The organism is Bacillus sp. XT-2 (assembly GCF_025696525.1).
GTDB lineage: Bacteria > Bacillota > Bacilli > Bacillales > Bacillaceae > Bacillus > Bacillus halotolerans.
This window is the reverse complement of sequence record NZ_JAHVOC010000009.1, coordinates 91938-106659: the sequence shown is the minus strand read 5'-3', so window position 1 is coordinate 106659 and position 14722 is coordinate 91938. Positions and strand designations below refer to the sequence as shown.

Genomic DNA, 14722 nt, shown 5'->3' with positions numbered 1-14722 from the left:
TAAAATGAAACCGAAAAAGAGGCAAATGGAATACCTGACCAGAGGCCTAATCGCGGTCAAAACGGAGCAAGGCGTATTTGTGAGCTGGCGTTTTCTCGGAACCGATCATGAGACTGTTACTTTTCACATTTATCGGAACGGAGATCGGATCACTGGCAAACCGATTTCGGATAGCACCAATTTTCTGGATGAAAAGGGAACGGAGGACTCTCTCTATCAAGTGGCGGCTGTCTATAAAGGCCGGGAAGAAAGGCTTTCGAAAGAAGCTCCCGTTTGGCGGGAAAACGTTCTCGAGCTCCCGCTTAACAAACCCGAAGGCGGCGTGACGCCGGACGGAAAACCGTATACCTACAGCGCCAATGATGCGAGCGTCGGAGATGTGGATGGGGACGGAGAATATGAAATCATCCTGAAATGGGACCCGTCCAACTCAAAAGATAACGCCCACGACGGATATACCGGAGACGTCCTCATTGACGCCTATAAACTGAATGGCACTTTTCTGTGGCGGATCAACCTCGGCAGAAATATCAGAGCAGGCGCCCATTACACGCAGTTTATGGTCTATGACCTAGACGGTGACGGAAAAGCAGAAATCGCTATGAAAACAGCCGACGGCACAATAGACGGCAAAGGAAACATCATCGGTGAAGCGCGTGCCGATTTCAGGAATGAGCAGGGCCGTATTCTGTCAGGTCCGGAATATTTGACAGTGTTTAAAGGGGAAACCGGTGAAGCGCTCACGACTGTCGATTATGAACCGCCTCGGGGAAAACTGGAGGATTGGGGAGATGGCTACGGAAACCGCATGGACCGTTTTCTCGCCGGAATCGCTTATTTGGATGGAGAGCGGCCGAGCCTGGTGATGGCACGGGGCTATTATACGAGAACAGTACTCGTCGCTTATGATTTCCGGAATGGCAGGCTGAAGAAACGCTGGACGTTTGATTCCAATCAGCCGGGGCATGAAGCATACGCGGGACAGGGCAACCACAGCTTGAGCGTTGCCGATGTTGATGGAGATGGAAAGGATGAAATTATTTACGGCGCCATGGCGGTTGATCATGACGGAACCGGTCTGTACACGACGGAACTCGGACACGGAGACGCCATGCACGTCGGCGATCTAGATCCGTCACGCAAAGGGCTTGAAGTGTTTCAGGTTCATGAGGACGCAAGCAAGCCGTATGGGTTGTCGCTGCGTGATGCCGGAACGGGCGAGGTGTTATGGGGCGTCCATGCCGGAACAGATGTCGGCAGAGGAATGGCGGCTCACATTGACCCTCGGTACAAGGGATCGCTCGTCTGGGGAATCGATCCGCCGGGCAATGAAGGAATGTCATATGGGTTCTATACGAGCAAAGGAGAAAAAATCAGCGACAAAGCGCCTGCTTCCGCCAATTTCTCCATTTGGTGGGACGGGGACTTGGTCAGGGAGCTGTTGGATCATGAATGGAATGGAACGATCGGCAAACCAAAGATTGAAAAGTGGGATGCTGAAAACCGCTGTTTAAATACGATTTTTCAGCCGGAAGGTGTGCTGTCCAACAACGGGACAAAAGGAAACCCGGTTCTTCAGGCCAACCTGTTCGGAGACTGGCGGGAAGAGGTCATTTGGAGAACCGAAGACAGCAGTGCGCTCCGTATCTATACAACGACACACCTTACCCGACATCGTTTTTACACACTGATGCACGATCCGGTTTACAGGCTTGGAATCGCTTGGCAGAACACCGCGTACAACCAGCCGCCGCACACAAGCTTTTATCTCGGAACAGGAATGAAAAAACCGCCGAAGCCCGCTCTGTACATAGCGGGAAACAAAGCGGAGACGCCGCTTTAGGAGGAATGTATGGGATACGAAGCAAAGACTGAACGCTATGACAAAATGACCTATCACAAAGCCGGGCGAACCGGATTAAGGCTTCCCGCTATTTCTCTCGGCCTCTGGTATCAGTTCGGCGCTGCCTATTCTCCGGAGAACGCGCGGTCCACGCTGAGAGCCGCATTTGATGCAGGCATCGTCCATTTTGATCTGGCCAACAATTACGGCCCGCCGCCCGGCTCCGCTGAGGAGATGTTCGGGCGCATGCTGAAAACGGATTTTGCGCCTTACCGTGATGAACTCGTCATCAGCACTAAAGCCGGCTATGACATGTGGAAGGGGCCGTATGGCAATGGCGGCTCGAAAAAACATTTGACTGCCAGCTTGAATCAAAGTTTAAAGCGGCTGGGGCTTGATTATGTGGATCTCTTCTATTCGCACCGTCCTGATCCTGAAACGCCGCTTGAGGAAACGATGGAGACGCTGGCGGGCTTTGTGCGTCAAGGAAAAGCTTTGTATGTCGGACTGTCAAACTACAGCCCTGAAGAGACAGAGCGCGCCGCCGATCTTTTACAACAGCTCGGAGTCCGGCTCGCCATCCATCAGACGCGATATTCGATGTTTCACCGAGATCCGGAAAAAGGGCTGCTTGATGTGCTGGACAAAAAGGGAGCCGGCTGCATCGCGTTTGCGCCGCTCGCTCAAGGGCTTCTCACGACAAAGTACGTTTCAGGCATCCCGGAAACCTCAAGAGCAAAGGATGCGAACAGTCCATTCCTGCAGACGGAGCACATAACCGAAAGGGCGGTCAGTAAGGCGCAAAGGCTGAATAATATTGCGAAAGAACGGGGACAATCGCTCCCGCAAATGGCGCTCTCATGGCTTTTGAAGGATGCCCGGATGACCTCCGTTTTAATTGGAGCAAGCCGGGCGCAACAAATAGAGGAAAACGTTCAAGCCTTGCAATCAGCGTATTTTTCAAACAAGGAGCTTTCTGCCATTGAGTTTATATTAAGTGAAAAAAACGAGGGGGAATGAGACATGGCACATCATATTTATCTTGCTGGTGATTCGACTGTCCAAACGTATGGAGAAAGTACAAATCAAGGGGGCTGGGGGCAGTTTCTCGGTTCGCATCTGCCGGAGCATATTCAGGTGATCAATAAAGCGATCGGCGGCAGAAGCTCAAAAACCTTTGTGGAGGAAGGCAGGCTTCAGGCGATCCTTGATGTGATTGAGCCGGATGATTGGCTGTTTGTGCAGATGGGCCATAATGACGCGTCAAAAAATAAGCCGGAGCGCTACACCGAGCCCTATACCACCTATAAACAATATTTAAAGCAGTATATCGCAGGCGCTAGAGAAAAAGGCGCGCATCCGCTTCTCATTACCCCAGTAGCCCGCTTTCATTATGAAAACGGCGTGTTTTTGAACGACTTTCCTGATTATTGCATTGCCATGAAGCAGACAGCCGCTGAGGAGAATGTCCAGCTCATTGATCTAATGGAAAAAAGCCTCGCTTTCTTTACTGAGAAGGGCGAAGAAAAAGTATACACCTATTTTATGGTTTCAGAAGGGATTGACGATTACACGCACTTTACAAAAAAAGGCGCAAATGAAATGGCAAAACTCGTAGCGAAAGGCATGAAAGAGCTGGGCCTGCCACTAACAGAATCTATCGTCAAAGAAGGGTGAAGGACTTGGGGAGAAAATTATATCACGGCGCTTGCTATTATCCGGAACTATGGGATGAAAAGACGATTCAGCAGGACATTGACAGGATGCGGGAGGTCGGCATCAATGTCGTGCGAATTGGTGAGTTCGCCTGGTCTGTGATCGAGCCGGAAGAAGGAAAAATTGACGTGAGCTTTTTTAAGGAAATAATCAGCCGGATGTATGAAAACGGCATCGAAACAATCATGTGCACACCGACACCGACACCGCCTATTTGGCTGTCGCACGGCCGGCCTGAGCGAATGCACACCAACGAAAAAAGAGAGGTGATGGGACACGGCTCCCGTCAGCATGCGTGTACAAATAACCCGTATTTCCGAAAAAGAGCCGCCATCATCACCACAAGCATCGCCAAAGAGCTGGGACACTTGCCGGGGCTGATCGGCTGGCAGCTCGATAATGAATTTAAATGCCATGTGGCTGAATGCATGTGTGAGACGTGCTTAAGCTTATGGCATGACTGGCTTAGAAACCGTTACGGTGTGATTGAACGGTTAAATGAAGCGTGGGGAACCGATGTGTGGAGTGAAACCTATCAAACCTTTGAGCAGGTGCCGCAGCCGGGTCCGGCCCCGTTTTTGCATCACGCTTCATTGCGCACGATGTATCAGCTGTTTTCGATGGAGATGATCGCTCAATTTGCGGATGAACAAGCGAAAATCATCCGCTGTTATTCAGATGCGCCAATCACTCATAACGGCTCGGTCATGTTCAGCACAGACAATGAACGGATGTTTCAGAATCTCGATTTTGCTTCCTATGATACGTACGCTTCCCAAGAAAATGCATCTGCATTTTTATTAAATTGTGATATTTGGAGGCATTTCAAAAAAGACCGCCCGTTCTGGATTCTGGAAACAAGTCCGTCATATGCAGCCTCGCTCGAAAGCTGTGCCATGCCGCACGCCGATGGGTATTTACAAGCTGAAGCCGTGTCTTCTTACGCCTTGGGGAGCGAGGGATTTTGCTACTGGCTGTGGCGCCAGCAGCGTTCAGGCAGCGAGATTTCACACGGTTCCGTCCTTAGTGCCTGGGGAGAGCCGACGATTGGTTATCAAAACGTTTTGGCGGTTGAGCGGGCAAGAAAGGAAATCGAACCGATCATTCTTTCTACTGTGCCCGTTCAGGCTGAGGTTGCAATGACCTATTCCGACAGGGCGAAAGCGTTTCTGAAAACAGAACCTCACCGGGGGCTCCAACACCGAACGCTTATCACACACTTTTACGAGCGCATCCTCAACACGGGTATTCATCGTGATCTCGTTCCGGAAGGCTTTCCGCTGGAGGGCTATCGTGTGCTGTTTACGCCTTTTGTGCCTTATCTGTCTTCTGCTTTTATCAAAAAAGCTTCCGCATTTGCTGAAGCGGGCGGCATATGGATTGCCGGGCCGCTGACGGGAGGGCGTACGGGCGAGCATACGGTTCATACCGATTATGGCCTTGGAGAACTGGAGAAAACAGCCGGAATCAAAACACTGTTCACGTTCCCGATGAACGAGGATGCCAATACAGGAAAAGCGTTTGGCATGACGGCGCCGCTCGGGCTGTGGAGCGCGGTGTTTGATATAGAGAGCGGAAACACTCTCGGCACAGTTGAATCCGGGCCAGGTGCCGGCCATGCATTTCTGTCAGAACGAGAGCACGGCGAAGGGAAAATGGTCATGCTCGGCTCGCTTCCATCAGGCGAAAAAGGGAATGCAATGCTGGAAGCACTCGTCAGGCACTATGCGGGGGAAGCAGCCGTTTCTGTCAGGTCCGATGTCACCCCCGGTACGATTGTTGCCCCGAGAAAAGGAGAAAACGGCCTTGTATGGGTTATCGTTAATATGAATGGAAAAGGCGGGAGTGTGACGCTTCCGGAAGAGGGGACCGATCTTTTGGCAAACCGTTCAGTCGGAGCGGGGAGACTGTCAGTCGGCCAACACGAATACCGTGTGATTCAGTTTGGTAATCGCAGCTGATTCTTTGCATTGAATCAGCTTTTTTATATGGAAGGAGAGAACCGATGAAAAAGATCAAATGGCTATCAGAGCAACCTAAGCTGACAAGCGGCGTAACGTGGGGTGTGCCTTGGAAAAGAGGAGAATTGAAAAAGGGAGACTGTCTGGCGCTTGTAAATGCAAAGGGTGAAAGCCTCTATGTGCAAAGCGATCCGTCGGCCTATTGGCCGGACGGGAGCATCAAATGGACGAAGCACGCGGCTGTGTTCAGTGAACAAACCGATACAAGCTTTACCCTTCAAAAAGATGAAAACCAGCTGCCAGCGAAAAAGCTCATGATCCACGAGTTAAAGGATGCAATCCAAGTGGATACCGGGGCGCTTGTCTGCACTGTGAATAAAACAGGCTCCGACATCATTCAATCTCTGGTGATCAACGGAAAGCCGATCGCCGCAGGCGGGCGGCTGATCGCAATAAAGGAAACGAGAAAGGAGAAGGCGGCGGAAAAGGTTTTCTCACATGAAACATCGGTCAGTCTTATCAAACGTGCGGTCATTGAACAGAGAGGTCCTGTAAAAGCTGTCATCAAGATTGAGGGGGTTCATGTACTCCAAAAGACAAATGAAGAATGTCTGCCCTTCATTATCAGATTGACGTTTTATGCCGGGCTTTCAGAGATGAATATCATGCACACTCAGCTGATCGACAGGAATTTCAAACGAGAGTTCATCAAAGGGCTTGGCATGCAGTTTGACCTCTTTTTACAGGGAGAGCCGTACAACCGCCATTTCCGTTTTGCGGGGGACAAAGGCGTTTATAAAGAACCCGCCCAGCTGTTTGGCACCCGCAAATGGAATGAACGGCATCCTCTTTATCAGCGGCACATCAACGGGGAACCGATTTCTCCAAGTGAAGAGCACAAGGATTGGTTCGCACACGGCGTACAGAACGCAGTTTGGAATGATATGAAACTCGTTCAGGACTCCAGCGATCATTACCGACTGGCAAAACGGACCGGCAAGGAATATTCGTGGGTTGACATGCTGCATGGTACGCGGGCGAAAGGGCTTTGCTATGCGGGCGGCGAAAATGGAGGCTTAGCGCTCGGTCTGCGGTATTTTTTTGAAAAATATCCGTCGTCACTTGAGATAACAGGTCTTGCCGGTGATCAACCGAACTTGACCGTATGGCTCTGGCCGCCAGACGCGGAAGCAATGGATTTCAGGCATTATACAGGGAACACCCATGTCGTCAGCGCGTACGAAGGGTTTGATGAGATGCGCTCTGATCCGACAGGCATTGCCAACACAAACGACATCAGCCTGTCATGCTTTTCTCAGATGCCGTCTGATGACGTGCTGAATGCGTTAGCGGACAAATGGCAGGCGCCGCCATTGCTTATTTGTGAGCCGGACGTTTATTACGAGTCAAAAGCGCTTGGCGTTTGGAGTGTAATCGATACGGCCGATCCGGTCAAAAAAGAGCTGGAAGAACAGCTGGACGCCGCCTTCTTGTTTTATCAAAAAGAAGTGGAGCAGCGCAGATGGTACGGGTTCTGGAACTATGGGGACGTCATGCATACGTATGACCCGGTCCGGCATATGTGGCGGTATGATCTCGGCGGGTACGCGTGGCAAAATAATGAGCTCGTTCCGACCTTGTGGCTGTGGCAGGCGTTTTTCCGCTCCGGCAGAGAAGACTTATTCCGAATGGCTGAAGCAATGACCCGCCATACAAGTGAAACCGACTGTTTTCATCTCGGAGAATATGCGGGGCTTGGCTCCCGGCATAACGTGGTGCACTGGGGATGCGGCTGCAAGGAAGCGAGAATCAGCATGGCCGGTCTTTATAAATTCTACTATTATCTGACGGGCGATGAGCGCACGGGAGATCTTTTGACAGAAGTGAAGGACGCCGATGCCGCCCTAGTGAACACCGATCCGATGCGTGCTTTCTACGAGAAAGGAGAGCACCCGACTCACGTCAGAACGGGGCCGGACTGGGCGGCGTTTTGCTCGAACTGGCTGGCGGAATGGGAGCGGACTGAGAATCCTGAATATCTCAGGAAAATCCAAACTGGCATCAGCTGCCTGAAACGCCTGCCCCTTCGCTTATTATCAGGTCCGACGTTTGAATATGATCCGGCGACATCTATGCTTCATCACATGGGAGACGGCATCGCGGGCGGCTATCATATGATCATTGCGTTTGGCGCGCCGCAAGTGTGGATGGAGCTGGCAGAGCTTCTCGATGACCGTGAATGGGAGGAAATGCTGAGTGAATTCGGCGAGTTTTACACATTCAGTGATGAAGAAAAACGCAAAAAAAGCGGAGGGGCGCTCCATGACGGGCATTTTCACTGGCCGATGTTTGCGGCTGGTATGACAGCCTATGCTGCGAGAAAAAAACAAGACCATAACCTCGCCGAAAAAGCGTGGAATCTTTTGCTCGACCATAAACTGAGCCATACGCCGCTTCCGATCAACCCCGCGCAAATCGAGACGTGGACTCAGCTTGAAGAGCTTCCGTGGGTAACGACAAACACTGTCTCCCAATGGTGTTTAAATGTCATTGCGGCACTTGAATTAATTGGTGAATACCTCCCCGCAAAAAAAGATACATCCGGCAAAAAAGGATAACAGCCGTCAATTCATAGGAGAAATGATGCAAAAAATGAAGATTGCAAGAATTTATGTAAGCGCTTTATATTAGGGGTGGCAAAGGAGAAATGAAAAAGGAGAAAAAGGGGGACTTACGCATCATGAAAAAAAGAATACGAAAAAAATGGCTCGCTTTACCGCTCGCTGCCATGATGATAGCCGGGTGCAGCAATTCAGAAACATCCAATTCAGCGAGCGATTCAAAAAACACGATCAACATCATGGCGCCGCTGCTGTCACCGGAAAGCCCGAGTGATAAAAGCCCATCATTAAAAGCGTTAGAGAAATACACAGGCAAAGATATTAAGGTCACATGGGTGCCTGATTCATCCTACAACGATAAATTTAACATCGTCATGGCCTCTGGGGAGATGCCGCATGCGATTGTGATTAAAGATAAGTCAGCCGGCTTTATTAAGTCTGTCAAAGCGGGCGCTTTTTGGGAGCTGTCTCCTTATTTAAAAGACTACAAGAATGTAAGCCAGGCTGATGAAAAGATACTCAAGAACAGCTCGGTAAATGGCGAGGTGTACGGGGTCTACAGATCGAGAGACTTGATCAGAGCCTGTATGATCATCAGAACCGACTGGCTCAAAAACGTCGGGCTCGAAATGCCGGAAACGCTTGATGATTTTTATGAAGTGCTGAAAGCCTTTAAGGAAAAAGATCCTGACGGAAACGGCAAGGACGATACGTACGGCATGGTCGTGCCGAAATGGATGGGGCTTGGCAACGGAAGCCCGTGGGATGTTCTGCAAATCTGGTTCGGCGCCCCGAATCGCTACGGCGTTGAAAACGGGAAGCTGGTGCCTGATTTTACAACGAAGGAATATATGGAGGCGCTCACCTTCTTTAAGAAGCTGTATGATGAAGGCTTGATCAACAAGGATTTCGCTGTTATGGATTCGGCGAAGTGGAATGACCCGGTTGTAAAAGGAAAAGCGGGTGTCATCGTTGATACAGGCTCCAGAGCGTCGCAAATTCAAAGCGCCATGGAAGAAGCGGATGAGTCGAACAAGGATATCATTGATATCGTCGGCACAGTAGAAGGACCGAAAGGCAAGCGCACTTTCCCGACATCAGGATATTCAGGCATGATCGCGATACCAAAATCAAGTGTGAAAACGGAAAAAGAGCTGAAAGAGGTGCTGTCCTTCCTCGATAAGCTGAACGATAAGGAAGCACAGATTCTGACCAACAACGGAGTCGAGGACCGTAATTATGAGCTGAAGGACGGCGTATTCACTTCTCTTGAAAAAAACAACAAATCCCTTCTGTATGAGCATGAAGGCTTAGCACAGTTCAGCATGTCCATCCCGAAAAGCGAGTACTACATCGAAGATCAGAAAACAAAGCTCTTCCAGCATCGCAAGGACATCATCACTGAAGGAGAAAAAATAGCCGTCTTTAACCCGGCTGAGTCGCTTGTATCCGATGTATATACCCAAAAAGGAGCCCAGCTGGACAACATCATTCTCGATGCAAGAACACAATTTATTATCGGAGAAATCGATGAAAAAGGCTTCAAGGATGCGGTGAAGCTTTGGGAAAACAGCGGCGGAAATGAACTGATGAAGGATTTAAACAAATTGTATCAATCGTCAAAATAAACCGATGCGCCTGCCGTTCAGCGGGCGCACCGGTATCACGAAAGGAGAACAGATATGGAAACGGTGCCGAAGAAGGGAAACGCACCAGTTCTCACTGCTGGAAAAGGCATCAGCTGGATGGCTGCGCTCAAAAGAGACAAATGGCTTTATCTTCTTCTTATTCCCGGTCTGCTTTATTTTCTGATTTTCAAATACCTGCCGATGTGGGGCGTGCTTATCGCGTTTAAGGATTATTCGCCATATCTCGGCTTCTGGAAAAGCGAATGGGTCGGTCTTGATTATTTTAAAGATTTTTTTATGAATCCGGATTTTTTCCGGCTGCTGCGCAACACGCTCATGCTGGCAAGCCTTGATCTGCTCTTTGCCTTTCCCGCGCCGCTCATTTTGGCTTTGCTGTTGAATGAGCTGAGGAAGGCTGTGTATAAAAGATGCATTCAGACCCTTATTTACGTGCCCCATTTTGTCTCATGGACAATCGTGGTCAGCATCACCTTTGTTTTCTTTACAGTCGATACAGGTGTCATCAACAAAATGGTCATGAGCCTGACAGGGAATCAGATCTCTTTCTTATCAGACGCTGACTGGTTCCGGCCGATGATTGTCATGCAAAGCATCTGGAAGGAGACAGGCTGGGGAACGATTTTATTTCTCGCCGCTTTGGCAACGGTGGATCAGGAGCAATATGAGGCGGCGATTATGGATGGGGCCGGCCGGTTTAGGCGGATGTGGCATATTACGCTTCCGGCAATCAGAAGCACCATCATTGTTCTTTTGATTTTAAGGATCGGAAGCTTTTTAAATATCGGTTTTGAACAGGTGTATTTGATGACAAACTCGCTTAACCGCAGCGTGGCTGACATCTTCGACACGTACGTTTACATGATGGGGATTACCCAAGGCGCGTACAGCTACAGCACAGCTGTCGGTTTGTTTAAATCGGTTGTCGGGATTGTCTTAATTTTCGGTGCCAATTACATCGCGAAAAAGTTCGATCAAGAAGGATTGTTTTAAAGGAGGGAGAGGTATGGCTGACATTCACACGATGCACAACACAAAAGCCGGACGGGTATTTGACGTCTGCAACATTTTGTTTCTTGGCGGCGTCGGCGCGATTACCATTTTGCCGTTTTTGTATATTATCGCCGGTTCCTTTGCGACAGAAGCTGAGCTTGCTCAGCGCAGCTTCTTTATTTTCCCGAAAACCTTTACCCTTGACGCTTATCGGTACGTGTTTTCGACACCGACGTTTATCAGAAGTATGGGCGTATCCATCTTCATTACCGTAGTCGGGACAGCCGTGCAATTGTTTTTCACCTTTACGATGGCGTATCCGCTGGCGAAGCGGCATGTGAAGGGACGGAATCTGCTTTTAAATCTTGTGATTTTCTCGATGCTGTTTTCCGGGGGAATGATTCCGACGTATCTTGTTGTCAAATCACTTGGATTGCTGGATTCCTATTGGGCGTTGATCCTGCCAATGGCGATCAATCCGTTTAACCTCATTATTATCAAAAACTTCTTTCAGCAGCTGCCGCAGGAGCTTGAGGAATCAGCAAAAATTGACGGCTGTTCAGAAATCGGCGTCTTTTGGCGGATCGCCTTGCCGCTGTCAAAGCCGGTCATTGCCACCTTTGCGCTGTTTTATGCGGTCGGAATTTGGAATGATTTCTTCCATGCTCTCTTATATATCAATGACAGTGCAAAATGGCCGCTGCAAATGGTGCTCCGCCAGGTCACGATTTTATCGGACTTAACGGCGACCAATGGCGATACGATGCAAAATACCATTCCGCCGGAGCAGGGGATTAAGCTTGCTGTCATCGTCATCGCGACCATACCGATTTTGGCGGTTTATCCATTTTTACAAAAACATTTTGCCAAAGGAATGCTGATCGGTTCTGTGAAAGGCTGAGAAAGGGAGTGTTTCATATCAGTACGTTAGATCAGATCAAAATCGCCTATATCGGCGGGGGGTCCCAAGGCTGGGCCCGAAGCTTGATGAGCGATTTGTCCCTTGATGACCGAATGTCAGGCACGGTGGCGCTCTATGATCTGAATTTTGAAGCGGCGCAGAAAAATGAAATCATCGGCAATAACAGCGGAGACGGCAGATGGCGGTACGAGGCGGTTTCTACTTTGAAAAAGGTATTATCCGGTGCGGATATCGTGATTATTTCGATTTTGCCGGGCACTCTGGATGACATGGAAACGGACGTTCATCTGCCTGAGCGATACGGCATCTATCAATCAGTTGGTGATACTGTCGGACCGGGGGGAATTATGAGAGGTTTGCGGGCCGTTCCGATATTTGCAGAAATTGCCCGGGCAATAAGAGACTACGCCCCCGAATCATGGGTCATCAATTATACAAACCCAATGTCTGTGTGCACGAGAACGCTGTATAAAGTGTTTTCCGGCATAAAAGCGTTCGGCTGCTGCCACGAAGTATTCGGCACGCAAAAACTGCTGGCGGAGATGGTTACAGATAGGCTTGGACTAGAGGTAAAGCGGCGTGAAGACGTCCATGTTCATGTGCTGGGCATTAACCATTTTACATGGGTCACAGCAGCTTCTTACCGGCATATTGATCTGCTGCCAGTTTTCCATGATTTCTGTGCGCATTATGCCGAATCCGGCTATGAGCTGGAGGGGGAAAGCTGGAAGGACAGTGTATTTCGCTCTGCACACCGTATTGCATTCGATTTATTTGAAACGTACGGTGCCATCCCCGCTGCCGGTGACAGGCACCTGGCTGAGTTTCTCCCCGGTTGTTATCTCAAACAGCCTGAGACATGGAAGTTTCACCTGACACCCATATCCTTCAGAAAACAGGACAGAGACCGGAAACAAAAAGAAACGGATCACATGGCACAGCAAAAACAGGGTGTTGAGAGGAAAGCATCAGGAGAAGAGGGCGTGAATATCATTGCGGCACTCCTCGGACTGGGCGAACTTGTAACAAATGTGAATCTGCCGAATCAAGGCCAGGTCGCTCATCTCCCATTAGATGCGATCGTGGAAACAAACGCATTCATTACCCGCAACCGTGTCCAGCCGATTGTTTCCGGAGCGCTGCCGAAGGGTGTGGAAATGCTGGCGGCACGACAAGTATCCAATCAGGAGGCAGTGGCGGAAGCGGGGCTAACAAAGGACCGCGGTCTCGCTTTTCAAGCGTTTCTCAATGACCCGCTTGTCACGCTCGACCGCCGTGATGCGGAGCAGCTTTTTGACGACATGCTTTCAAAGCACCAGCCGATATTATAATAGGAGCAGTGACCGTTTAGAAAACGTGCAGTTGACCATAATGATAGTAGCTCTTAAGAAGTAGGTGCTATCAACATGGGAGATTATCTCAATGTAGCGGTAGAATTAGTTTGCGGTTTGGGTATTTTATTTGTCATTTTGAAGTTTCTCGGAAAAACCCAATTCTCTCAAATCACGCCGTTTGACTTTATTTCTGCATTGATTTTAGGGGAACTGGTCGGAAATGCAGTGTACGATCATGAAATTAAGATCAAAGAGATTATTTTCGCTTCGCTGCTGTGGGGGCTGCTGATTTATATGATTGAATTCATTACCCAAAAAGTAAAAGGGTCCAGAAAGTTTCTGGAAGGTGAACCGAATATCGTCATCCATAATGGAAAGCTCAAATATGAAATGCTGAAGAAAAACAAGCTCGACATTAATCAGCTGCAGAGCCTTTTAAGGCAGGCCGGCTGCTTTTCCATACAGGAAGTGGAATATGCCATATTAGAAACAAACGGGATGGTCAGCGTTCTTCAGAAATCCGATTTTGGCAATCCGACGAGAAAAGATATGAATCTTCCGCAGCAAAATGTGTCTTTGCCCACCACGTTAATTCTTGATGGGGAGATTGTGTATGACAACCTGCGAGAAGCAGGGGTAGACGAACAGTGGCTGAAGCAAACGCTGAAAAAGCAGGGGATTGAAAAGACTGAGGATGTTTTATTTGCTGAATGGCATCCTAATAAACCGCTGTACGCTATCACATTTGAAGAAAGCAGATCCTCATGAAAAAAGAGCTTGCGGCATAGCCCAAGCTCTTTTTCGTTATTGATGAGTCCCTTGTTTAACAGCTCTCACGTGATACATGCTCACTTCAGTGCTGATCATATAGTCAGGCTTTGGCTTGCCTTTGTTCGCTTTATGCCCGGCGATATGCGCATCGCTTTTTTCCCACTGTTTCCAGTGATCCTCGGATTGCCAGCGGATCATGACAACGACTTCCTCATCGCCGCGGCGGACGTTTTTCTCAAGCACGGTCACATCAATTAAGCCTTCCTGTTTTTCAATGATTCCTTCAGCGCTGAAACGTTCGATTACTTTATCAGCATGGCCTTCTTTTACCGTCATTTTTCTTAACTGAACAAACATTTATCTCTCTCCAATCACGCTCATATATCCGTTATTGTAAATGAAATTCATTCTCAATGTCAAAAAAAGAGCACGGCGGAGCATTTTCTCCGCCGTCACACTTATGCTTTCAATAAAAACTCATTGCCGTCCTCGTCCTGAAATTGAACAAAGGTGCCCCACTCCATCTGGTTCGGCTCACTGAGAAATTCTACGCCGTTTGCCTTCATTCTTTCATATGTACCAAAGATGTCTTCACACTCAAAGACAATAGAAGCCTTCATGTGTTCGGCGCCTTTCATTATCGCTTTCGGATAAATGACTAAACGAGTCTGTGCCCCCGTGGGCGCGACCTCCAGCCAGCTTGCGTTTGGCCCCATCGGATGGTCCGCCACAATGTCAAAACCCACCTTCTCCGACCAAAATTGCTTCGCTTTCTGCTGATCCTCAACATATACAGCCACAGTGCCGATTTGTTTGATCATAGGGAAACCTCCAATTCAATAGATATGTATATCATAACCTTTATAAAGCTGAAGTAACACAGAAAAATCAGCCGGGAGAACCGGCTGATTTACC

General features: G+C 49.1%; 12 protein-coding genes. 10 read left to right on the top strand and 2 right to left on the bottom strand.

The annotated features are described in order from the left end of the window. Positions 1-4 precede the first annotated feature (4 nt). From KXD37_RS20175 to KXD37_RS20130, 10 genes are all read left to right on the top strand, one after another. The gene (locus KXD37_RS20175) at positions 5-1843 is read left to right on the top strand and encodes a rhamnogalacturonan lyase (protein ID WP_263463712.1); all 1839 of its coding nucleotides are present in this window, start codon (positions 5-7) and stop codon (positions 1841-1843) included. Positions 1844-1852: 9 nt separating this feature from the next. Next, the gene (gene mgrA / locus KXD37_RS20170) at positions 1853-2863 is read left to right on the top strand and encodes an L-glyceraldehyde 3-phosphate reductase (RefSeq protein WP_263463711.1); all 1011 of its coding nucleotides are present in this window, start codon (positions 1853-1855) and stop codon (positions 2861-2863) included. Positions 2864-2866: 3 nt separating this feature from the next. Next, entirely contained in the window at positions 2867-3520 is a 654-nt protein-coding gene (locus tag KXD37_RS20165; RefSeq protein ID WP_024120506.1) for a rhamnogalacturonan acetylesterase, read from the top strand. A 5-nt stretch (positions 3521-3525) separates the two neighbouring features. Beyond that, entirely contained in the window at positions 3526-5520 is a 1995-nt protein-coding gene (locus tag KXD37_RS20160; RefSeq protein WP_263463710.1) for a beta-galactosidase, read from the top strand. A 44-nt stretch (positions 5521-5564) separates the two neighbouring features. After that, positions 5565-8138, top strand: a complete 2574-nt coding sequence (locus KXD37_RS20155) for a hypothetical protein (protein WP_263463709.1) — start codon at positions 5565-5567, stop codon at positions 8136-8138. A gap of 122 nt (positions 8139-8260) precedes the next feature. Then, positions 8261-9769, top strand: a complete 1509-nt coding sequence (locus KXD37_RS20150; RefSeq protein WP_095714411.1) for an extracellular solute-binding protein — start codon at positions 8261-8263, stop codon at positions 9767-9769. A 54-nt stretch (positions 9770-9823) separates the two neighbouring features. Continuing rightward, a complete protein-coding gene (locus tag KXD37_RS20145; protein ID WP_024120510.1) occupies positions 9824-10780 on the top strand; it encodes an ABC transporter permease in 957 nt (318 codons plus the stop codon). Between the two features lie 13 nt (positions 10781-10793). Further along, positions 10794-11681, top strand: coding sequence for a carbohydrate ABC transporter permease (locus tag KXD37_RS20140; protein ID WP_095714388.1), 888 nt, complete (start codon positions 10794-10796; stop codon positions 11679-11681). 8 nt (positions 11682-11689) lie between these two features. Next, positions 11690-13033 (top strand): alpha-galacturonidase LplD, encoded by a 1344-nt coding sequence (lplD, locus tag KXD37_RS20135; protein WP_263463708.1) that lies wholly within the window; start codon positions 11690-11692, stop codon positions 13031-13033. A 75-nt stretch (positions 13034-13108) separates the two neighbouring features. Then, positions 13109-13804, top strand: coding sequence for a DUF421 domain-containing protein (locus tag KXD37_RS20130; RefSeq protein WP_106021469.1), 696 nt, complete (start codon positions 13109-13111; stop codon positions 13802-13804). A gap of 36 nt (positions 13805-13840) precedes the next feature. Here KXD37_RS20130 and hmoA read toward each other — a convergent pair whose 3' ends face one another. Together hmoA and KXD37_RS20120 are read right to left on the bottom strand one after the other, a co-directional pair. Next, positions 13841-14164: a heme-degrading oxygenase HmoA gene (hmoA, locus tag KXD37_RS20125; protein ID WP_024120514.1), complete on the bottom strand. Its 324-nt coding sequence runs from the start codon at positions 14162-14164 to the stop codon at positions 13841-13843. Between the two features lie 101 nt (positions 14165-14265). Next, on the bottom strand, positions 14266-14628 hold the full coding sequence (locus KXD37_RS20120; RefSeq protein ID WP_106021468.1) for a VOC family protein: 363 nt from the start codon (positions 14626-14628) through the stop codon (positions 14266-14268). Positions 14629-14722 lie beyond the last annotated feature (94 nt).

Bases quoted from the DNA above. Each gene is read 5' to 3' on its own strand.
- KXD37_RS20175 (WP_263463712.1), top strand. From the start codon at position 5: ATGAAACCGAAAAAGAGGCAAATGGAATACCTGACCAGAGGCCTAATC.
- mgrA (WP_263463711.1), top strand. From the start codon at position 1,853: ATGGGATACGAAGCAAAGACTGAACGCTATGACAAAATGACCTATCAC.
- KXD37_RS20165 (WP_024120506.1), top strand. From the start codon at position 2,867: ATGGCACATCATATTTATCTTGCTGGTGATTCGACTGTCCAAACGTAT.
- KXD37_RS20155 (WP_263463709.1), top strand. From the start codon at position 5,565: ATGAAAAAGATCAAATGGCTATCAGAGCAACCTAAGCTGACAAGCGGC.
- KXD37_RS20150 (WP_095714411.1), top strand. From the start codon at position 8,261: ATGAAAAAAAGAATACGAAAAAAATGGCTCGCTTTACCGCTCGCTGCC.
- KXD37_RS20145 (WP_024120510.1), top strand. From the start codon at position 9,824: ATGGAAACGGTGCCGAAGAAGGGAAACGCACCAGTTCTCACTGCTGGA.
- KXD37_RS20140 (WP_095714388.1), top strand. From the start codon at position 10,794: ATGGCTGACATTCACACGATGCACAACACAAAAGCCGGACGGGTATTT.
- KXD37_RS20130 (WP_106021469.1), top strand. From the start codon at position 13,109: ATGGGAGATTATCTCAATGTAGCGGTAGAATTAGTTTGCGGTTTGGGT.
- hmoA (WP_024120514.1), bottom strand. From the start codon at position 14,164: ATGTTTGTTCAGTTAAGAAAAATGACGGTAAAAGAAGGCCATGCTGAT.
- KXD37_RS20120 (WP_106021468.1), bottom strand. From the start codon at position 14,628: ATGATCAAACAAATCGGCACTGTGGCTGTATATGTTGAGGATCAGCAG.